Consider the following 21,818-nt stretch of genomic DNA (forward strand, 5'->3'; position numbering starts at 1 on the left):
TATGAGCAGAAAGAGTTTACAGGTACGCATTCTCGACGACCGGATTGGCAGTCAGATCGCTTTTCCTGAATACGCCACCGAAGGCTCTGCCGGCCTGGATTTGCGGGCTTGCCTTGATGAGCCCTTAACGCTGGCGCCGGGCGAGACACAATTGATCCGCACAGGGCTTTCCATACATATTGCCGATCCGTCGCTGGCTGCCATGATTCTGCCCAGAAGCGGTCTCGGGCACAAACACGGTATCGTGCTAGGCAATCTGGTGGGATTGATTGATTCCGACTATCAGGGTGAGTTGATGGTGTCCTGCTGGAACCGCGGCAGCACCACTTTTACGATTGAGGTCGGTGAGCGAATAGCCCAGTTGGTGCTGGTGCCCGTTGTCCAGGCAGATTTTGAAGTGGTTTCCGAGTTTGACGCAAGTAGCCGGGGCGAAGGTGGCTTTGGCTCTACAGGCACCGCCTAACGGCAGCGCAGAAACCTGTTGTGACGGCTATACTTTGCCGTTAAGTGCTTGTCCAGGGCAAAAAAATAATTGCAGGATTAACTATGAAGCTGGGTAAGAAGAAAACTCCCGAGGCGTCTGTTGATGAGCAGCCGGCCGCACAAGCTGAACAAAAACCGAAAGCCCGGGCGCCCGCAGGCTCAAAACTGAAACGCCTCGGCTCAACGGCTTTAAGCCAGGCATTGGTGGTTCTGCTGGCAGGCGTGGCAGCCGTTGTTCTGGTGCATTTTCTGGTGCTGCAGCCTGCTGCAGACAAACGCTTTAATACCTGGAAAACCGTTGAGGCAGATGCGGCCGCGCAACGTATAAATCAGTACCTTGCGCTGATGCAACAGAGTGTAAACGGCCTGGCAACTCAGCCTCACGTGGTGGATACGTTGATGGGGCGCGCCGATGTCGATACGGGGGTTGTTGAGCAAAAACTGGCTACTGCCCTGCCAGGAGTTAAAGCTGCTTTTCTTTTCCCTTATCGCCAGATTCCAAGGACAGGGAACGGAAACGGTCTGCTGGGTTTTGCAGGACTTGAAATGGCGCGCCGTGCGGAAAGCGGTCAGACCCTGCATCCGGACGCCTTTCCCCGGGAAGGCCAATGGTATATGCAAATGGCAGCGCCTGTGCGTAATCCGGCTAGTAGAGCCGTTGTGGGCAGCCTTCTGGTGGTCTTCGACGCATCACTTATGCAGCCGCTTCTTTCAGTCGTAAACACACGGCTCGGCGGTGAGCTTACGCTGGTGCAAACCGTCACGGGGACTTCCAGCACCTTCGTTGGAAAGGGGAACGGTGGGGGTGTCGGCGCGAGCACCAGGGAAATCCGTGCGCTCTCCAACCCGGACTGGACTGTTAGCTATAAACCGGGCGTCCTGCCGGAGCCCCCTGTCAGTATCCTGATGGTGGCGCTGTTGGTGGGCGTGCCGGCTTTGGTAGCTGCGATATTGGTCTGGTGGTTGCTGGTCATTGCCCAAAAAAGCCTGCGCCACGAAGTGACCAATCTGATTCAATGGGCCCATAAGGTGTTTAGCGGTGAGCGCCAGAAGCTGCCTGCCTTCCAGTGGAACATGGTTGCCTCCGCCGGCGAGGTGCTGTATCGGCTATCCCAGGTGGTGGACAAGCGCTTGGCCAAGGCGGCAGAAAACGCTCGGCCAAAGCCCGTGAAGGGCACCAGGACGACAGAAGCGGCAGACGCCGAGCCCCTGTTTCAGGACAAGGAGGTGCCGGATATCGACATGCTGGACGGTGACGAAGATGTTCTGGGCTTTGGTGGCGGCAACAATGACAGTTCATTGTTTACCGGTGGAGAGATGCCGGAGGTTGAAGAGACGGATGAGCCGGCAGTAGAGATGTCACCGGGTATTTTCCGCGCCTACGATATCCGGGGCATTGTCGGCGAGACTCTGTCTTCGTCCGTTGTCGAGCGGATTGGCGCAGCTATTGGCTCAGAAGCAATCAGCCGCGGGTTGGCATCACTATGCATCGGCTACGATGGTCGGCACTCAAGCCCTGAGTTGGCGGATGCTTTGGCACGAGGCGTTATGGCCGCGGGTTGTAACGTCATTGATGTGGGTGCAGTACCAACGCCTGTGCTCTATTTTGCAACCCATCATCTTGAGAATGGGTCGGGTGTTATGGTGACTGGCAGTCATAACCCGGCCAACTATAACGGCCTCAAGATCATGCTGGGGGGGGAGACCCTCTCCGGCGATGCAATTAAGGCGCTCTACCGGCGGGTGCAGACAGGCGACCTTGCCGCTGGCCGCGGCACCCGGTCCTCTGAAGACGTTCGAAGGGCGTATCTTGACCGTATTGTTGGTGATATCGCCGTCGCAGCGCCGCTCAAGGTTGTGGTTGATGCTGGAAACGGTATTGCGGGCGAGTTAGGCCCCATGCTGATTGAAGAGCTTGGATGTGAAGTCATCCCGCTGTACTGCGATGTTGACGGAGACTTCCCGAACCACCATCCGGACCCGGGTAAACCCGCCAACCTTGCTGACCTGATTGAGAGGGTAAAAGCCGAAGGCGCAGACCTCGGCGTGGCGTTTGATGGTGACGGTGACCGCCTGGGCCTGGTGACGAATACCGGCAAGATTATCTGGCCGGATCGCCTGCTGATGCTCTTTGCCCGTGATGTGGTGTCGCGAAACCCTGGCGCCGATGTGCTTTACGACGTGAAATGCAGCCGCAGGCTTGCTGGCGTGATTTCCGAAGCTGGCGGACGCCCCATCATGTGGAAAACTGGCCACTCACTGATGAAGGCCAAAATGAAGGAAACCGGAGCTCTTCTGGCGGGCGAGATGAGTGGCCACATTTTCTTCGCGGAGCGCTGGTACGGGTTTGATGACGGGCTCTATTCGGCTGCCAGACTACTGGAAATACTGGGCATTGAAGACCGCCACAGTGATGAGGTGTTTGAAGATTTTCCGGAGGATATCAGCACACCAGAGCTGAACATCGAAGTGACCGAAAGCAGTAAGTTCACCATCATTGAACAGTTGGGCAAGGAGGGTGACTTTGGCGACGGTAATATCAGCAATATAGACGGGATCCGTGTGGATTACGCCGATGGCTGGGGTTTGTGTCGCGCTTCCAATACTACGCCAGTTCTGGTGCTGCGCTTTGAGGCCGAAACGCAAGAGGCTCTGGAGCGGATAAAAGATGTTTTCCGGGCTCAGCTCAAAAAGGTGGCGCCGGATCTCGTGGCTGACTTCTGATATCAGTCATGCTGGTGCCCAGGCTTCCCGATTTTTAATACTGATTTATTAAGGCAACAAGATGACGCTGGATCGTGAAACAGCAATGCAGGTGGCGACAGTTCTGAGTCGCGGGTTACCGTACATCCAAAGGTTTACCGGGAAAACGGTTGTTATCAAGTATGGCGGCAACGCCATGGAGAACGAGGAGTTGAAGAGCAGTTTTGCCCGCGACGTCGTACTTATGAAGCTGGTGGGCATCAACCCGATTGTTGTCCATGGTGGAGGTCCCCAGATTGGCGAACTGCTGCAGCGCCTCAATATCCAGTCCCGCTTTGTGAACGGCATGCGTGTTACCGATGCCGCAACCATGGATGTGGTGGAAATGGTGCTGGGGGGCCTGGTAAACAAGGAAATTGTTTCTCTGATCAATGCCCAGGGCGGCACCGCCATAGGCCTGACCGGGAAGGATGCCAACCTCATTCGCGCCCGGAAGCTGGAAGTGATGGATCGTTCGCCGGAGCTGGAGCGCCCTGAGATTATTGATATAGGGCGAGTTGGCGAGGTGGCCAGTATCAATGTGGACGTGATTGATATGCTCACCCGGAGTAACGTGATTCCGGTGATTGCGCCGATTGGCGTTGGTCCCGATGGCGCTTCTTACAATATCAACGCAGACCTGGTTGCCGGTAAGGTCGCAGAGGCCATGAAGGCCGAAAAGCTGATGCTGCTGACCAACGTATCCGGCCTCAAGAGCAAGGAAGACAAGGTGCTCACCGGGTTGACCGCGCAGCAGGTGAACGACCTGATTGAAGACGGAACTATTCACGGCGGCATGTTGCCGAAGATCCGCTGCGCTCTGAGCGCGGTAGAAAATGGCGTACGAACGTCCCATATTATTGATGGCCGGGTGGCTCACGCTTGCCTTTTGGAAATCTTTACGGATGAGGGTGTCGGCACCCTGATTTCCCGCAACTGACGGCGCTGCCTGAGGACTTTCCGAATGAAACGTCTGCTCACAACTCTGATTCTGGCCGCTCTGCTTGGTTTTGCCGCGTTTAAGGCGGGAGTCTGGTGGCTGACGGATCAGCGCTTGTCAGAAGCGCGTCAGGCGCTTGGCGGGAGCGGGGTTCTGGAACGTGGCAAGATTGGCTCCGGAGTCGAGGGCCGCTTGGTACTGTCTGGCGCATACTGGCAGGATTTTGAGCTGACCCAGCCATTGGCTATTGGCCGGGCAGAATTTGACGCGGGCTCGCCCGTTGCCCTGCTGAAGGCGCTTGTGGATCCCTCCGATCTGCCAGCCAGCTGGTCGCTGCAGGCAGAAGGGTTGGCACTGGTGCTCGAGGCAACCATGTTCCGCAACTGGGTTACCGCAGATGGAGCCAGCGGGGGTGAGCAGGCGGCGTTGTTTGCGCTTCCCTGTGCACCGGATCCGCGTCAGCAGCTTGGTAGTGGTGATCTGTTGCGTATGGGGATCACGCGTTTGGCCGGCGAGCTTATTGTTAAGCAGACTTCTGATCGCGTTCATCTTGAGCTGAACTCCGCCAACACCGGCAGCCTGGAGCTTAATTGGCCGGGTGCACGTATCAACATGATATCGCCTGAAGCGACGCTGACGAGCTCCTCTCAACCCATTGAAGTTACTTTGAGAGACGGCGGGCTTATGCGTCGGGTTGCAGCCTACTGTGCCCGTGAATCCGGTGCAGATCCGTCTCAGTGGGCGGGGCATGCCCTGGACGCTTTCGAGGCCGGGCTAAAGGCCCGTGGCTGGCATGCCAGCGATCAGTTACTGGCGCTATACCGGCAGTGGCTGCTTGAGGGTGGGGAAATAACAGCGTCTGTGCGGCCGGGTTCAGAGGCGCTGGGTATACCGGTGCGCTCAGAGGGTGAAAATGCGGATGGTACCGTGGCTTGGGAGCTGCAATACAATGGCGCCATGGTGCCAGATGTTTTCCTTCGCAAAGCCGAACCGGTTGCCCCTGAGCTTCCTAAAGAAGCCCTTGAGCCGGTAGTGCCCCGAGAGAATCCGGAGATTACCAGCTGGTATACCGAAGATCTTGAGCAGGCGACCGCATGGATCGGGCGCAAGATTCGAGTGTCACTCTCGAACGGTAACTTAGTGGAAGGCCGTCTGGCGAGCGTTACCGAACGGGAACTTGAAGTTGCCCGGGAAGTTGCAGGAGGGGAGGTAGCCTACCCGATAGCTATCCGCGCTATTACGGCTTTTGAAGTCTGGCGGCGCGGCCACGCACAATAGCAACCACGCTGGAGCAAGGAGTTAGAATGCAGCACTTCCGTGACGATACTGACAGCCGCAAAGTTTCCAGCAGGGCCGAGACCGTCCCGGGCGTGCGTGAGATGCTTGCTACGCTGATCTCGCTGCCCTCTATCAGCAGCGCATCGGCAGAGTGGGATCACAGCAACGAGCCGGTGGTGCGAACGCTTGGGGAGTGGCTGGAAGCCCTGGGGTTCTCGGTGGAGATCCTTGCGGTGCCCGGCATGCCCGGCAAGTACAACCTGATTGCTACTCTGGGCAGTGGTTCCGGTGGCCTTGTGCTTTCCGGTCACACGGATACCGTGCCTTTTGATGACAAGCGTTGGCAAAGCGATCCCTTTACCCTGACCGAACGTGACAATCGCTGGTACGGCCTGGGCACCTGTGACATGAAAGGTTTTTTCCCTCTGGCGATTGAAGCCGCCAAGGCGTTTACAGCCGCCGATCTGAAGCAGCCTCTGATTATCCTCGCTACAGCGGATGAGGAAAGCTCCATGAATGGTGCAAAGGCTCTGGCCGAGGCCGGCAAACCGAAAGCCCGCTACGCGGTCATCGGTGAGCCCACGAGCCTCAAGCCTGTGCGTATGCACAAGGGCATCATGATGGAGCGGTTAACGTTTGAGGGTCAGTCTGGTCACTCTTCCGACCCAGGGCTGGGTCGCAATGCACTTGAGGGGATGCACGAGGCACTTGGCGAACTTCTTGCCTTGCGCACAGACTGGCAGGCGCAATACAGCAACCCGAATTTTGACGTGCAGGTACCAACGCTCAACCTTGGCTGTATCCACGGCGGCGATAACCCGAACCGCATCTGCGCCAGGTGTGAGTTGCACTTTGACCTGCGCCCGCTGCCGGGAATGAGTATGGAAAACCTGCGTCAGGATATTCTGCACAGGGTTCAGCCGGTGGCTGAGCGACGCCAACTTATAATGGAGTTTGAACCGCTTTTTGAAGGCGTTCCACCTTTTGAAACACCGGCAGATGCCGCGCTGGTGAAGGCCTGTGAGCAGCTTACCGGCCATACTGCCCATGCGGTTGCCTTTGCGACCGAGGCTCCCTGGCTGCAGAAGCTTGGCATGGAAACCCTGGTTATGGGCCCAGGTTCTATTGATCAGGCACACCAGCCGGACGAGTTTCTGGAGTTGTCGCAGCTGGAGCCCACGGTGAAAATTCTCAGGGGCCTTATCCAGCAGTTTTGCCTTTAAGCAACCTGGCACTCGCAAGAAACACGGATTGGAGAGCAATACTTGAAATCAAACGGCTGGCTGCATTCATTTCGCCATTCATCGCCTTATATCAACGCTCACCGTGGCCGTACGGTTGTGTTAACCATTCCGGGTGATGCGGTTGAACATGAAAACTTTATCAACATCATCCATGACATCGCGCTGCTGAGCAGCTTGGGTGTGCGCCTGGTTGTTGCCTTCGGCGCGCGCCCGCAGATTCAGAATCGCCTGGATGATGCCGGCCTGGAATCGTCGTTCTCTCGCAGCCTGCGTATCACCCCCGAAAGCCATTTGTCGTTGGTTATGGAGGCAACCGGTGGCTTGCGGGCGCACCTCGAGAGCCAGTTATCCATGGGGCTGGTGAATTCGCCCATGCACAATGCTCGTATCCGGGTAAGCAGCGGCAACTATGTGACCGCGAAGCCGGTTGGTGTGCTGGATGGAATCGATTTCGGTTACACCGGTAAGGTGCGGCGTGTTGACGTGGCCGGTATCGAGAAGCTGTTGGAGCAGGGGCATATCGTTTTACTTCCCCCTATGGGGTACTCGCCCACAGGGGACGCCTTTAATCTGCTGTACGAAGATGTCGGTAGTCAGGTGGCGGCGGCTCTGCAGGCGGAAAAGCTCATAGTGTTCATTGATGACCAGGGGTTGCTGGAACAGGACGGTTCTCTTATCCGTGAGCTTACAGCACGCCAGGCTCCGGAACGGTTGGCCGATGGGACCGTTTCCGGGCACGATGCAGATCTGTTGAGGGCTGCCTGTGATGCCTGTGTGAAGGGTGTGAGGCGCGCGCACATTATCAGCTACGTGAACGACGGCGCGTTGCTGGAAGAACTGTTCACCCGGGACGGCACGGGTACGCTGGTCAGTGGTGATCACTACGAACAGATCCGGCAGGCCCGTGCCGAGGATATCGGCGGAATTCTGGGGCTGATTGAGCCGCTGGAAGAGCAGGGTATCCTGGTAAGGCGGCCGCGGGAAATGCTGGAAACTGATATTGAGCACTTTGTTGTCGCCGAGCGCGACGGCACTATTGTTGGCTGCGCCGCTCTGCATAACTATCCGGATGAGGGCGCGGGTGAGCTCTCCTGTTTTGCGGTGGATGCCGCCTATCGCCGCGCCGGGCGTGGCGACGAGATTCTGTTGATGGTCGAAAAACAAGCCCGCAGCCAGGGTATCCAGAAGCTGTTCGTGCTCACCACACAAACAGAGCACTGGTTTCGTGAGCGGGGCTTCCAGCCCAGCACGGTTCAGGCTTTGCCCGGGCCAAAGCTTGCCTCATATAACACTCAGCGCAACTCAAAAGTTTTCTTCAAACCGCTCTGACAGGTCTTGCAGCGCCTGCCGGCGCTGCTTATCAGGTTGCCGTGAAAGCGACTCCACGGCGCGGTAAAACGCCGGGAAGTCATAACTGGACTGTTTCAGTAGCTGTCGAAAGGCCGGCACGTGCTGATTGTATTGCGTAAACAGGGCAATGCGGGCGTTGTTGAAAGCCACAGGCGGGGCTCCGAAAGGTCCCTCTCTTCCTCCGCTGCCGTTAGCAAGCAGGCGCTCGTAGGCGACATTGAGCTCCTCAAAAATGCGCTGTTTATGTTCGCGAAGATGGCTTTCAGAAAGCGCGCCCTGTTGCTGGTAAAGCTGTTCAAGGTCAGTGCTGGCGGTTTCTACCAGTGCGTGGGTTCTGTTGCGCAGCTCAAGACGGGTAAGCGCCTGGCCGAATGCTGACGTGTCACCCTGCTTAGTCAGCCAGAGTTTCAGGCCCTCCAGTTCGACGGCGGTAGCAAAGCTTTCGTTAAAGGCGGTATCCCCTTTAATGTAAACAACGCGGTGGGCCAGCTCGTGGAACATCAGGGCGACCATACGGTCATCGGCCAGGTTGGTAAAAGCGGAGTGCAACGGGTCGTCAAACCATCCCAACGTCGAGTACGCTGTTACACCGCCGATAAAGGTGTCGTAGCCTTCAGCACGGAAGTGTTGCTCTTCCCGCCGGGCACTTTCAAGGTGGAAATACCCCCGGTAGGCCTGACAACCGAGAACCGGATAGCACCACTGGTGTGGTTGCAGGGAAAACTCGGGCACTGCGACCAGGTTAACCACCACCCAGGGGCGATCAAGGGCCACATAGTCTTTGAACGCGTCTCCGGTTGGCAGACCCAGACGCTCACTTGCAAAACGACGGGCCTGCCGGGACAGAATCAGCTTGTTACGGAGCCCGTCCTGGGTACCTTTGTTAGCGATAAAACTGTCGACCGGTTCGCCCGCCATCGTCAGAGCAAGGTGGCCACGAATTGCCTGGGCGTAGTAGCTGATGGAGGAGCAACCACTCATAAATGTTATCAGTAGCAAAACCGTATAGATCTGACTAAGCTGTTTCATAGGTTACGACGTAAAGACGGCTATGTTTGGGTGTCCGCAACTAGCCGCTATAGTACACTCACCGTTGCGGTTATAAGTACCGTCATATTTTTCATAACGGCAAGTGGCAGTCGCCACTATTTTCAGTGACGTTAGTCGATAGTGGGCAGATTACCCGGCTCCTTCCGGCTTTGCGCAATATCAGGTAGTTCATGGATTCGAGAGAACGACGCAGTAGCCCCCGCAAACCCATCAAACTTGCTGCCCAGATTGACCTGGGTACGGGCGAGTCCTGGCCATGTCAGATTGCGGATTTTTGCCCCGAGGGCCTGTTTGTCCGCTATTCCGGTGAAACATCACGCAAGCTTGACCGGGCGTTTGCTTCCGCCACGCCATCTGAGCTGATTGTGCGCTTCCGGGACCTGGATGGAAAACGCCGGCATGAACTTCATGTCAGTATTGTCCGGCGTATTGACGGTGCCATGGGCGTTAATTTTACGCGTACGAACCCGGAAGCCGTTGCGGCGATGCTTAAGCAGTGCGGCGGCTCCCATGACCAGGAGCGTGCGTCATTGCGCGCCCCGAGTGAACGCGTGCAGTTTGTTCTGCACCAATCTGCGCGCGCGGTTATCCAGCACATAGAACCACTCATGGATGCCTGCTTCGCGCAAATGGCCGCAGCCCTGAAAGGAGCGGCCCAGAAAGCCAAGAACGACCAGCAGGCTAACGAACTGATGGATTTTTCGGGCCAGGTTAAGGCCCGGCAGCGAGTAATATGGCACCAGATAGCCCGAAACCTGGAATCCCCCCTCAAGCCGGCCCCTAAGGGCTTCCCCGGCTCCGAGCTTTCTATGGTGGACAAGGGTGAGTTTGAAGACTGGCTGACAATCCGGGTTATGGTTACCAAGGCAGACACCCAGTACCGTAAAGATCTTCTGCAGCTCAAGCTCCGTCTGGACAATCTCGGTATTGCCAATGCAACCGGGCATCATAACCCGCTTGGCCCGTCGCTTGTGTGCGAGTCGTTTCATGCGGGACTAAGCCAGCTCAAAGGCTCCAGAGAGGTTGAAAAGATCTGCCTGAAGGTGTTTGAACAGTCGGTTCTGTTCCACCTGGGACCACTGTACAAAGAACTGAACAATATCCTGATTCGCCATGGAGTGTTGCCGGAGCTGGATCTCAGCAAATATTTGACTGAGCAGACCGTTGGCAGCTCGCAAAGTAAACCGGTACCAGACAAGAATCAGTCTGCGCAAAATCAGGATGATTCAAAGCAGCACATCCCGCAGCCAGAAACTGCTGCAGCGCCATCGGCGCCATCGCAAAATGACCGTGCTGAATCCACGGCGGAGCCATCCTCGAGCCGCGATAAGGGTGCCGGAAAGGCGCGCCCCGGCGGCGAGTTCCGAAGTTATGCCCAGGCCGCTCAAACCGCTTTTGCGACTGTACGAAATCTGCTTGGAACCCTCGCGGCCAGTCGCGCAACGCGGGGTGATACCGAGCCAGCACCCTTCCCGGTCAACGCCCAGCCAATGTCTTCTGGTGAGTTTCAGCGCGAGCTTCAGCAGCTTCAGGTAGAACCGGTTGACGGTGCCAGCAATGTCATCCCGTTGCGGGAACGGGTGGTCGGGAAAGTCCGCGAAAGTGGTGCAAAAAAACTGGATGATGAACAGCAGGGCACGCTGGATGTTGTCGACCGCTTCTTTAACTCGGTTACTGAGAGCCCGAAGCTGAGCGAATATGCTCAGGAGCGAATGCGCCAGCTTGAAGTGCCGGTTCTGAAAGTTGTGATGCGCGACCCCGCATTTTTTGATGATAAGAATAGCCCTGTCAGAGGGGTGATGAACCGGCTGGCTCAGCTTGGTGTTAAGGGTGGTCGGCTTAATCCGGTGGTTCAGCGCCGGATCGATGAGCTTATCCAGCGCATTGCCACGGAGTTTGAGCAGGATACCGGGGTTTTTGAACATACGGTTCAGGAACTCGACGGCCTGATTGATCGCCAGAATCTGGTTTACCGCCGTAACGTTGAGCGGGTAACAGCCGCAGCGGAGGGCGCCCAGAAAGTTGCCGAGTCCAAGGCTGCGGTTGTAGATGTGCTGAACGGGAAGCTGGCGGGACGCAAAATACCGAAAGCCGTGCTGAGTCTGCTTGATGGTGGCTGGCGGGACTTGTTGTCGCTGACCTGGATCCGACAAGGACCAGACAGCCAGGCCTGGCAGGATTACCTCTCGGTGGTTGATTCATTGCTGGCGTTTGCTGAAGACCGTGATAGCAAAGTGAATCTGCCGGAGTTGCTCAGAGTTATCCAGGATGGCCTTGCGTCTATTTCCAGCAACCACATGCCGTCTTCCCAGATACGTGATGAGCTAAAGCAGTTTCTGGTGCGCAGTCCTGATAAACCACCGGAAATGGTGGATGTGCCACCGACACTGACGGAAAAAGATCTCAAACAGTCGTTGTCGGAACGTGAGCAGCGCAGTCTTCAGCGCTGGATAAACCGGGCCCAGAAGCTTCGGACAGGTGACTGGCTGCGGGATCAGGAAAAACCCGACGAACCGCAGTACATCCGGCTTGTCTGGGTGGCCCGTGGGTTTAGCCGGTTTGTCTTTGTGAATCACCAGGGCATGCGGGTTGTGGAGCTTGAGCTGGAAGCTCTGGCGCGCCAGATGCGCAAAGGCATAACCGTGCCCGATGGCCAGTATGAGCGGCCGTTGGTGGATGAAAGTATTGACCGTATGGTTCGCAAGGTCTATGACCAGTTGTCCTGGGCTTCTACCCATGACGAACTGACTGGCCTCCTCGGGCGCCGCGAGTTCGAGCGCATGCTTGATCAGCAACTGGCCCGGCGTGAAGACGAGCGCTCCTTGTTGCGGCTGGATCTGCGCAAGTTCCGCCTGTTGAACGACACTGCCGGCTATCAGGCTGGTGATGACACTCTGAAAAATGTCGCGGACCTGCTGCGCAAACATGTGGGCGACGGAATGCCCGTGGCCCGACTGTCGGGAAATGAATTTGGTATGTTAGTGCCGTCTGAAAACGCAGGCGATGCCGCCCGTGGTCTGATCGCTGCTGTAGAGAACGCGGAGTTTGTCTATGGAGGCCGCAGCTACAGGCTGTCAGCCAGTGTCGGTCTTGTGCCTGAGTTGCCAGGTTTGGTCAGCGCTGAGCGCTGGCTGAGAGCGTCTGAGCAGGCTCTGGGTGCTGCCAGGCAGAAAGGGCATGGCAAGATCGCTGAATACGCCCTTGATGCGGATGATCAGGCCCGTCAGGAACAGATTGCAGCCAAGGTTGCCAGTCTTGGTGATCTGGACGAAGAGCGAATGCTGTTGCGCTGCCAGAAGATTATTCCTCTGCACGGCCACACTAACATGGCCGCCCAGTACGAAGTGCTGATCAGCATGTATGACGATGCCGGGGTGCTGATTACCGGCCGTGATTTTGTGCGCATGGCAGAGCGGTATGATCGCATGCAGGCCGTCGATCGCTGGGTGGTCGGCCATATGCTGGACTGGCTGCGGGTAAAGGCGCCGGATCCTCGTCAACTTGGCGGAGTGTGTATTAATCTGTCCGGCTATTCGCTGAACGATCAGTCTTTGCTTGAATACATTTATGAAAAACTGAGTGAAAAGGATGCGCCCATTGAGCGTCTCTGGTTCGAGGTAACCGAAGCTTCGGCGATCAATGACGTACAGGCGGTGGCAGATTTCATTATTGAGATGAAGGAGCTGGGGTGCAGGTTCTGCCTCGGAAACTTCGGCAGCGGCCCTAGCTCTTTTGAGTTCATGCGATCGCTGCCGGTTGACCTGATCAAGATTGACAGCGCGTTCACCGGCCAGCTCAATACCAGTGAAAAAGATCGGGCCATGGTGCGATCCATGGTGGATATGGCTCACTATATGGATCGGGAAGTGATTGCTGCCCAGGTTGAATCCCGCGACGTGCTGGATACACTGAGGCAACTGGGCGTGGATTACGCTCAGGGGTTCGTGATCGAGAAGCCTCGCTCGCTCGATAGCCTTACCTGATCCTTATTCGGCTCTGACCCAACTTTTGTTCAGCTCTTTTTCAACCCATGGCGCCGGTCAGTTATGTCAAAAAGTCACCCCATTATTGCGGTTACCGGCTCATCCGGTGCCGGCACAAGCACCACCGGCCAGATTTTCCGGCGTATGTTCGCCAGTGAGGAGCTCGTTGCTGCAATGGTCAGCGGTGACAGTTTTCATCGCTACAACCGGGAGCAGATGGCGCGGCTGGCTGCCAAGGGCCAGTTCGGTGAGCGCAACCACTTTTCCCTTACCGCCAACCATATCGATAAGCTGGAAGCACTGTTTTACGACTACGGTCATTCAGGCAATGGCCGGTATCGTCAGTACGTGCATGATGAAGATCGCGACCTGCAGGCTGAGGGGCATAAGCCGGGAACGTTCACGGCCTGGGGGGCGCTGCAACCGGACACCGATCTTTTATTCTACGAAGGTCTGCACGGGGCCGTTGTGAGTGAGGCGTTTAACATTGCCCAGTATGTTGACTTGCTCATCGGAGTAGTGCCCATTGTGAATCTGGAGTGGATCCAGAAAATACACCGGGATACCCATCTGCGTGGTTACAGCCAGGAAGCGGTAGTCGCAACAATCATCAATCGAATGGATGATTACGTTCACGATATAGTGCCGCAGTTTTCACACACTCATATAAACTTTCAGCGCATTCCTCTGGTGGACACGTCCAACCCGTTTGTTGTCCGGGACGTGCCCACGGAAGATGAAAGCATGCTGGTGATCCGGTTCCGCGATGCCTCCGGAGTGGATTTTTCCTACCTGCTGCAGGCGATACAGAACAGCACTCTCTCCCGTCACGACACCTTGGTTATTCCGGGCACAAAAATGGCACTGGCTATGGACCTGATCGTAAGACCCATGGTGCAGCGCCTTATAGCCCGGAAACCGTTTGCCTGATACTGTCGGGCTCCCGCCTCGCAGTATCCTTGCCGTGGGTCGCTATTCCACGTTGCGAGAGTAGAATATCTCCAGCTTTTCGCGCCGCAGGCGGTCCTCGATGGATTGCGCTACCTGCGGATCCAGGTCGTCGGCATTCACACCGAACACATGGTTGTCCAGGTTGAATTCTTTCAGCATCATCTTGGTGTGAAAGAGATTTTCCTGATAAACGTTTACATCGATCATCTGGTAGGCGTTTTGTGTATCTTCAGTCAGGTAGTTCTGGATCGAATTGATGTCGTGATCAATGTAATGTTTGGTGCCGTCTACATCGCGGGTAAATCCGCGCACACGGTAGTCGACGGTCAACACATCGGAATCGAAGCTGTGGATCAGGTAGTTCAGCACCTTCAAAGGTGAGATCAGGCCGCAGGTGGACACATCAATGTCTGCCCGGAAGGTACTGATGCCTTCGTGTGGGTGGCTCTCCGGATAGGTGTGCACCGTGACGTGGCTCTTGTCCAGATGCGCCACAATGGTGTCGGGAAGCGGGCCGGGTGATTCTTCGTTGTCCGGTTCTTCTCCAGCCAACTCATGCTCAGCGATGAGCATAGTGACCGATGCGCCGTGAGGCTCGTAATCCTGACGGGCGATGTTGAGTACATTGGCGCCGACAATCTTGACTACGTCGGTCAAGATCTGGGTCAGGCGCTCCGCATTGTACATTTCATCAATGTAATCAATGTAGGCTTCGCGCTGCTCTTCGGTCTGCGCGTAACAGATGTCGTAGATATTGAAGCTCAGAGATTTGGTCAGGTTGTTGAAACCGTGCAACTGGAGTTTTGGTTCCATACTCAGCCCCTCCGGATTATGGAAATGAATGACGGCAGAGCGGCAATTGCCCGCTCTGCGGAGGCCGCCACCGAGTACTGACCAGGTTGTTCACCTTTTGCGCAGACCGGCGGAGAAAGGGCGGTATTATGCACTCCGCGCCCGGTGATGAATAGTAGTTGCGAGTAAGGGTTATTCAGCGTCACAGATTTCGTGGCTGTGGGTGATTTCCACGCCTGCTTTTTCAAGCATGATGGAAGCTGAACAGTACTTTTCGGCGGACAGGCTCACTGCTCGTTTTACCTGGTTTTCCTTCAGGTTGCGGCCGGTCACGACGAAGTGCAGGTGGATCTTTGTGAACACCGACGGCACGGCATCCGCTCGCTCGGCTTCCAGTTCGGCGTGGCAGGCGGTGACGTCCTGGCGGCTTTTTTTCAGAATGCTCATCACATCAAATGATGAGCAGCCTCCGAGACCCATCAGAAGCATTTCCATGGGGCGGGGGCCCAGATTTTCCCCGCCGTGATCGGGAGGGCCATCCAGTTGCACAGAATGCCCGGTGCCGCTGGTAACCTTGAAGCTGGCGTTGCCTGTCCAGTCGACAGTTGCTTTCATGACGGGTGTTCTCCTGTTACATAGGGGCGGGCATCGGCCAGCCCGGAAATAATCGGGGGCAGAATGTTAGCACAACCCGGGTTTACTGATAGCTGCCTGACAGTTGGTGGCAAACATCCCGGATACATCTTGTATACTGTTTCCAGTTGCCCGAAGCGGGCCTTCTTGTTATAACTTGCTCTGTTTTGTAGCGAAAATAAATGAACCCGCAGGGAAAGCTGGGTAAACAACAAACATCGGAACCCGCCAGTATTTGAGGAGGCAGGACTCGCACCATGGCCACTATCGTCAAGCCGGTTGAGCAGAAAACCAAACATCTCGATTATTTTCTTTCGCAGTGTCATCGCCGCCGGTATCCGGCCAAGAGCACCATCATTTATGCAGGTGACAAAAGCGACTCCCTCTTTTACATCGTGAAAGGTTCCGTCACGGTCATTATTGAAGATGATGATGGCCGCGAGATGATTATGGCTTACCTCAATGCCGGAGACTTCTTTGGCGAAATGGGGCTGTTTGACAACATGGATTCCCGCAGCGCCTGGGTGAAGGCCAAAACCGAATGTGAGGTGGCTGAGATCAGCTACCCAAAATTCCGGGAAATTGCCCAGCAGGATCTTGGGGTGCTCTACTTTATTGGCGAGCAGATGGCCTCCCGCCTACGCCAGACTACCCGTAAAGTCGGCGACCTGGCGTTCCTTGATGTGACCGGTCGGGTTGCCCGCACTTTGCTGGACTTGTGCAAGGAGCCGGACGCCATGACTCATCCGGACGGCATGCAGATCAAGATCACCCGCCAGGAAATCGGCCGTATTGTGGGCTGCTCCCGCGAGATGGTGGGCCGGGTTTTGAAAACTCTCGAAGAGCAGGGTCTTGTCAGGGTCAAGGGCAAGACCATGGTGGTTTTTGGTACCCGCTGAGTCATTGCGGGGTTTCTAAGCCAGAAGCCCCGTCAGTCAACAATCGCTACAGACTTCACCTGCATCCAGACCTGCTGCCCGGGCGCAATAGCAAGGTTGTGTACGGCTCGTGTCGTAAGACGCGAGAGAAATGGAGTTTGTCCTGCCAGCAGGCGCACCATGGAGGTCCCCGGGCTGACGTTCGAGGCTATTTCGTCAACGGTAGCGAGAAGAAGGTTCTGGATACTCTGATCGGTCTGCTCGCTCAGAGCCAGGCTGATATCCTTGGCAAGCACTTGCAGACGTATCCTTTGCCCGGTTGCCAGGTCTTCATCCGCTCTTAACCAGAGATGGCCTCCTGCGAAATCAGCGCGGCACAGGTGCCACTGATCATCACGCTCCGAGATGGTCGCATCGAGAATCACGCCGGCATCGTCTTCAAGGCCAAAGGGCTGATCGGTTCGCGCCATGATCTGTTGCAGCGGGCCTTCGGCAACAACCCGTCCCTTGTCCATCATCACAATGTGATCTGCCAGCCGCGAGACTTCGGCGGTGGAATGGGAAACATAGAGCATGGGGATGGACAGGTTGTCCCGCAGAGCTTCCAGATAGGGCATGATCTCCTGTTTGCTTTGCTGGTCAAGAGCAGACAGGGGTTCGTCCATCAGCAGGAGTCTGGGGCTGGTCAGCAGCGCCCGGGCAATAGCAACACGCTGGCGCTCCCCACCTGAGAGCTTTTCCGGCATGCGCTCAAGCAGGTGGGAAAGGCCCAGCCATTCAGTGGCCTGATCGAAGGAAATCTGGCGCTCGCTTTTCGGAGTGCGCCGGTATCCGTACATCAGATTTCGTTTTACCGAGAGGTGGGGGAACAGGCTGGTTTCCTGAAACACGTAGGCCAGAGGGCGCTGGTGAACAGGGCGGCCGCCACTCTCACCCTCTCTCTGCCATTCATCACCGTTAACCCGCATGATGCCTTCTGCCGCCTGCAAGCCTGCCATACAGCGCAGCAGCGTTGTTTTACCGCAGCCAGAGTGCCCGAACAGGGCGGTGAGCCCGCTACCGGGAAGGTCCAGATCGACATCCAGTGCAAACGCCCCGAAGTGGCAGCTGAAGCGTGCCTGTATTCCTGATGAGCCCGTCATTTGACCAGTCCTGACTGCATCCGGCCGTTGAGTGAATACAGCATCACGAGCACCACAAAGGAGAAGACAACCATGCCGGCTGCCAGCCAGTGGGCCTGGGCATACTCCAGGGATTCCACGTGATCGTAGATAGCCACCGAGAGCACCTTGGTTTCACCGGGGATGTTGCCGCCGATCATCAGTACAACGCCAAACTCGCCGATGGTATGGGCGAAGGTGAGTACGCCAGCGGTGAGAAAGCCCGGCCGGGCGAGTGGGATAACAATGGAAAAAAAGCGGTCCCGGGGTGAGGCCCGGAGTGTAGACGCCACTTCAAGAAGTTGCTGATTAATCGATCCAAAAGCATTTTGCAGTGGCTGAACGGTAAACGGCAGCGAATAAATGACCGATGCAATAACCAATCCCTCGAAGGTGAATGGTAACAGGCCCAGCCCCAACTGCTCGGTGATCTGACCAACCACGCCTTTTGGTCCCATCAGCACCAAAAGGTAGAACCCGAGAACCGTAGGGGGCAATACCAGAGGCAATGCGACAATCGCCGCAATGGGCTGTCTTACCCAGTGCTGGCTGCGAGCCAGCCACCAGGCGATAGGCGTTCCCACTACCAGGAGCACGGCTGTGGTAAAACCCGCGAGTTTCAGGGTGAGCCACACGGGCTCCCAATATATGTCCATGGTATCGGCCGGGTTATTGCTCAGTGTTCGGTTTCATAACCAAATTCTTCAATGATGCCCCTGGCTTTGTCGCCGCGCAGGAACTCAAGAAACTGGTGAGCCGCATCGTTATTCTCGCCACGGCTCAGAAGAATAGCCTGTTGATTGATTTGGGAATAGTAGGCTTGCGGAATCATCCATAGGGAGCCACCTTGCTCATCCCAGGCTCGCACCTGCGAGAGAGCTACAAAGCCGGATTGGGCATTGGTGGTGGCGACAAACTGGAAAGCCTGGGCGATAGAGTCGCCGCGTACAAGGCGATCCTGCAAAGGTTCCCAGAGATTCAGCCTGGACAGCACTTCCTGGGCCGCAAAGCCGTAAGGTGCAGTTTTCGGGTTCGCAATGGCCAGTCGGGTAAAGTCGCCGGATTCAAGCCAGGCCTTGGGGTCTTCAAATGTCCCGGGGACAGGGCTCCAGAGCACCAGTTTTCCACGGGCGTATGTGAACCGGGTGCCTGCTAAGCCCTGACCGTTCTGCTCAAGAAGCTCGGGCCGGCGGCTGTCGGCAGCGAGAAACACGTCAAATGGCGCACCATTATCTATTTGCGCATACAGTTTCCCAGTGGAACCATAGCTTGCAACCGCTTCGAGCCCGGTGGCCTCGCCAAATGCCGCGATGAGGTCACGAGTCGTGTCAGTAAAGTTGGCGGCCACAGCAAGACGAATATCGGCGGCGTGAGCAATACTGCTGAATGCTAGGAACAGGCATAGTGCCACCCGTTGGTGGTACCGCTTTTTGAACATGGATGCGAGCCCCTTCAGGCCTTTGTTATGTCAGGTTTGCAGGTCGAGCAGCGACTGTACATGCTCTCGGACGTCTCTGACATTGGTTTCATTCAGCATCTCGTGTCGACCACCTTCAAACAACCGAAGGCTTGTCTCCCGGACGCCGGCGTTGCGGATGTTCTGAAAGTGCCGGGTAACACCTTTGCCCATTTCCCCAACAGGGTCGTCTGAGCCGGAAAACAGGTGAACGGGGAGATCCTTGCGCCACCTTGAAGGTTCAATAGCAAGCATACCCTGAATGAAATCATGCCACAGCCCTATGGTGCATTCGAACCCACAGAGCGGATCCGATACGTATCCATCTACTTGGCCGGTATCCCGGCTTAACCAGTCGCAGTCGGTTCGGTTTGGCCGGAACATGCGGTTAAACTTGCCAAAGGACATGTTGGCAATGGTTGGGCTTCGATGGTGGCTACCGTGTAATCGGCGGATTCCGCCAATCAAAACTCCAGATATCCATAATTGCGGGCGGTGAATGCGATTGGTCGCGCTGAGTATCAGCTTATCCAGAGAATCAGGATGCTGCTGTGCGCAGCTTTGGGCGATGAACGACCCCATGCTGTGTCCAAGCAAAGCCAATGGAATAGTAGGGAAGCGTTCCCGGGTATCAAGCAGTACCTGGTTTAGATCGTCGACCACCTTTCCCCAGCCGTCCGTATCACTGTAGTGGCCAAGTTGATCGGGTGGGCACTCAGGGCCGTGGCCCCGGTGATTCATCGTAACAACGGCAATATCCCGTTCGGTCAGCCAGCGGGCGAAATCTGCGTAGCGCCCCGCATGTTCTGCCATGCCGTGGGCGATAACCAGAGCTGAGCGAGGCGAGCTGGGGCAAACAACCGTTCCGGTTATAGTGTGATTATTCTGGCCGTTCAGGCTTAAGGGTTGCTCTTGCATGCTGTGTTCCGGAAGCGGGTGAGGCCGGGCGTTCCCACTCCGGCGGTTTCCAAAGGTGGTTTAGTCGAGACACTAGTCCACCAGGGCGGGCCATGTCGCGGAACAGATCCACGTATTCGTGGGTCCAGAGGACAAACAGGTTGTTGGACGGCGCCGGGCGAGTAATGCCGTAATCGACCGGGATCCTGGCGTCCTCATCGGTAAAGGTTCCGAACACGCGATCCCAGATGATCAGGGTGCCGCCATAATTACGGTCAATATAGTCCGGGTTGCGGCCATGATGAACTCGATGATGGCCCGGGGTGTTGAATACCCGTTCGATCCAGCGCGGCAGTCGCCCCACCAGCGTGGTGTGAACAAAGAACTGATAGACCAGAGACAGTGCATAGGCGATGCCTATCCATACCGGATTAAAGCCCAGCAGGGCCATGGGCAGGTAAAAGGCCCATCCGCCATTGAAGATGTTAGTCGGGTTTTGGCGCATGGCCGTGGAGAAGTTCATTCGCTCTGAGGAATGGTGCACCACATGAGCGGCCCAGAACCAGCGTATGCGATGACTGGCGCGGTGCATCCAGTAAAAGCAGAAGTCCACACCCAGAAAGGTAAGGAAGCCGGTCAGCCAGTTCAGCTCCAGCTCAAAAAGGCGGTAGTGGTAGCACAGTGCGTAAACCGGAAAGGCAATGATGCCGGCAAACAGTAGCTCGGTGGCTTGATAACCCGCCCCCAGGGTGAAATTGCGGACCGCTTCCCGGGTATCCATCAGCAGCGGGTTGTGCCGTATTTTCAGGTATTCCAAGACTGTTACTGCAAGAAAAACCGGTGTCGCAAGAACAAATATAAGCTGTCGCTCATCCAGCGCCAGCCACGGGGAAGCCGACTGCCAGAGAGCCAGCAGGCCACTTTCTTCAAGTACAGATAACATCATGTCTGCCAGCGACATACGGTTCTGCCCGGTTATAGGTTCCGCTCCATTCTGACACGAGCTCGTGGGGCGGGGCATGTCGTATCACGCCATCAGGAGTAGCGATTTACGCCACGGGGCTACCGGTAATCGCTGTAAACTTTGTTGAGTACCTGCAGTTGTGGCTGCCACTGATTGAGCCAGGTTTGTATTTCCTTTGGTATCCGCGCCGGTTTTGGCCAGGGTACCGGGTAGGCCCCGGGCTGAAACAGCGGCGCGAAAAGCGCAGCAACTGTCAGATCCGCACGCGAGAATGACTCGCCGACCAGGAACGGCTGCTGACTGTAGGTCTCCGCCAGTTCGCTAAGCAGGCTTTCTATGACTTTGCGTGATTCTTCGGCGGTTTTCTCGTTGATTTTCATCCATTTCCGCATGACTTCGTTTACCCGGCTGAACGTCAGGCTGAGCAGAATGCGATTGTAAAAGGGTGTGCCTGCGGTCAGTAATGGCACCACAATTTTCGGGCGCTGCAGGAAATGATGGTAGGAGTAACAGCGGACTGCGGGACCAGCCTCTTTATCCAGGCGCTTTTCCCACGTCAGGGCCTGCGCTTTTGCAAGTTCATCAACCGGGGTGAGCGGCTTATCGGGAAATGTCAGGTCAAGGTAGTCGAGTATGTCGGATGAACCCTGGATCACCTCGCCATCATGTTCCAGCACTGGAACAGAAGCGCCCGCACCTCTGGTGAGCCTCTGTACGGTTTTTACGTGCTGCCCCGGCAGCAGGTTGGTGGTTTCATAATTGAGCTTCTTGTAATCCAGTGCCCAGCGGATTTTCTCACAGTAATGTGATATGGCGAATTGATAGAGCCTGAGAGCCATGCGGTGCCTCCTGAGTGATGGGTTTCAGCATAGCCTTGAGCCCGAGGGATAAAAAGCGGCGCGGCTGTACGAATTTCGCGTTTTTAATGGTTGTTTGGCTTCGCCAAATGGTTTTACCCCGGGCTTGTCTTTAAAATGCCGGCATTCGTTCACGATATAATAATAGGATGTGTCTATG

General features: G+C 56.2%; 18 protein-coding genes. 9 read left to right on the forward strand and 9 right to left on the reverse strand.

The window, feature by feature from the left end:
* The first annotated feature begins 1 nt into the window (after position 1).
* From dut to argA, 6 genes are all read left to right on the forward strand, one after another.
* On the forward strand, positions 2-463 hold the full coding sequence (gene dut / locus BUA49_RS04575; protein ID WP_072795898.1) for a dUTP diphosphatase: 462 nt from the start codon (positions 2-4) through the stop codon (positions 461-463).
* A gap of 83 nt (positions 464-546) precedes the next feature.
* Positions 547-3,207, forward strand: a complete 2,661-nt coding sequence (locus BUA49_RS18175) for a phosphomannomutase/phosphoglucomutase (protein ID WP_072795900.1) — start codon at positions 547-549, stop codon at positions 3,205-3,207.
* Between the two features lie 61 nt (positions 3,208-3,268).
* Positions 3,269-4,165, forward strand: coding sequence for an acetylglutamate kinase (argB, locus tag BUA49_RS04585; RefSeq protein ID WP_072795902.1), 897 nt, complete (start codon positions 3,269-3,271; stop codon positions 4,163-4,165).
* A gap of 24 nt (positions 4,166-4,189) precedes the next feature.
* A complete protein-coding gene (locus BUA49_RS04590; protein ID WP_072795904.1) occupies positions 4,190-5,443 on the forward strand; it encodes an acetylornithine deacetylase in 1,254 nt (417 codons plus the stop codon).
* 26 nt (positions 5,444-5,469) lie between these two features.
* On the forward strand, positions 5,470-6,666 hold the full coding sequence (gene argE / locus BUA49_RS04595; RefSeq protein WP_072795905.1) for an acetylornithine deacetylase: 1,197 nt from the start codon (positions 5,470-5,472) through the stop codon (positions 6,664-6,666).
* Between the two features lie 42 nt (positions 6,667-6,708).
* Positions 6,709-8,016, forward strand: coding sequence for an amino-acid N-acetyltransferase (argA, locus tag BUA49_RS04600; protein ID WP_072795906.1), 1,308 nt, complete (start codon positions 6,709-6,711; stop codon positions 8,014-8,016).
* Here argA and BUA49_RS04605 read toward each other — a convergent pair.
* Positions 7,990-9,018: an aminopeptidase gene (locus tag BUA49_RS04605; protein WP_228704402.1), complete on the reverse strand. Its 1,029-nt coding sequence runs from the start codon at positions 9,016-9,018 to the stop codon at positions 7,990-7,992. The genes argA and BUA49_RS04605 overlap by 27 nt on opposite strands.
* Before the next feature lie 239 nt (positions 9,019-9,257).
* On the opposite strand from BUA49_RS04605, the gene BUA49_RS04610 reads away from it, so the two are divergent.
* Complete coding sequence (locus tag BUA49_RS04610) at positions 9,258-13,070, forward strand: DUF1631 family protein (RefSeq protein ID WP_072795908.1); 3,813 nt, start codon at positions 9,258-9,260, stop codon at positions 13,068-13,070.
* A 63-nt stretch (positions 13,071-13,133) separates the two neighbouring features.
* Positions 13,134-14,000: a phosphoribulokinase gene (locus tag BUA49_RS04615; RefSeq protein ID WP_072795909.1), complete on the forward strand. Its 867-nt coding sequence runs from the start codon at positions 13,134-13,136 to the stop codon at positions 13,998-14,000.
* Positions 14,001-14,042: 42 nt separating this feature from the next.
* Here the strand turns inward: BUA49_RS04615 and speD are convergent, their stop codons facing one another.
* Positions 14,043-14,834, reverse strand: a complete 792-nt coding sequence (gene speD / locus BUA49_RS04620; protein ID WP_072795911.1) for an adenosylmethionine decarboxylase — start codon at positions 14,832-14,834, stop codon at positions 14,043-14,045.
* A gap of 171 nt (positions 14,835-15,005) precedes the next feature.
* Positions 15,006-15,428 (reverse strand): OsmC family protein, encoded by a 423-nt coding sequence (locus tag BUA49_RS04625; protein WP_072795915.1) that lies wholly within the window; start codon positions 15,426-15,428, stop codon positions 15,006-15,008.
* A gap of 275 nt (positions 15,429-15,703) precedes the next feature.
* On the opposite strand from BUA49_RS04625, the gene crp reads away from it, so the two are divergent.
* On the forward strand, positions 15,704-16,345 hold the full coding sequence (gene crp, locus BUA49_RS04630; RefSeq protein WP_072795919.1) for a cAMP-activated global transcriptional regulator CRP: 642 nt from the start codon (positions 15,704-15,706) through the stop codon (positions 16,343-16,345).
* 32 nt (positions 16,346-16,377) lie between these two features.
* On the opposite strand, the gene modC is transcribed toward crp, so the two are convergent.
* From modC to BUA49_RS04660, 6 genes are all read right to left on the reverse strand, one after another.
* Positions 16,378-17,466 carry a molybdenum ABC transporter ATP-binding protein gene (modC, locus tag BUA49_RS04635; protein ID WP_072795922.1) on the reverse strand — a complete coding sequence of 363 codons (1,089 nt, stop codon included), beginning with the start codon at positions 17,464-17,466 and terminating at the stop codon, positions 16,378-16,380.
* Positions 17,463-18,140, reverse strand: a complete 678-nt coding sequence (modB, locus tag BUA49_RS04640; protein WP_072795926.1) for a molybdate ABC transporter permease subunit — start codon at positions 18,138-18,140, stop codon at positions 17,463-17,465. Before modB ends, modC begins: the two co-directional genes overlap by 4 nt.
* A gap of 20 nt (positions 18,141-18,160) precedes the next feature.
* A complete protein-coding gene (gene modA / locus BUA49_RS04645; protein WP_072795930.1) occupies positions 18,161-18,922 on the reverse strand; it encodes a molybdate ABC transporter substrate-binding protein in 762 nt (253 codons plus the stop codon).
* A 30-nt stretch (positions 18,923-18,952) separates the two neighbouring features.
* Entirely contained in the window at positions 18,953-19,858 is a 906-nt protein-coding gene (locus tag BUA49_RS04650; RefSeq protein WP_072795933.1) for an alpha/beta hydrolase, read from the reverse strand.
* Positions 19,821-20,798: a sterol desaturase family protein gene (locus BUA49_RS04655; RefSeq protein WP_072795934.1), complete on the reverse strand. Its 978-nt coding sequence runs from the start codon at positions 20,796-20,798 to the stop codon at positions 19,821-19,823. The genes BUA49_RS04650 and BUA49_RS04655 overlap by 38 nt, the downstream gene beginning before the upstream one ends.
* 101 nt (positions 20,799-20,899) lie before the next feature.
* On the reverse strand, positions 20,900-21,640 hold the full coding sequence (locus BUA49_RS04660) for a glutathione S-transferase family protein (protein WP_072795935.1): 741 nt from the start codon (positions 21,638-21,640) through the stop codon (positions 20,900-20,902).
* Between the last annotated feature and the right edge of the window lie 178 nt (positions 21,641-21,818).

The sequence above is a fragment of the Marinobacter antarcticus genome, from assembly GCF_900142385.1.
Classification (GTDB): Bacteria; Pseudomonadota; Gammaproteobacteria; order Pseudomonadales; family Oleiphilaceae; genus Marinobacter; species Marinobacter antarcticus.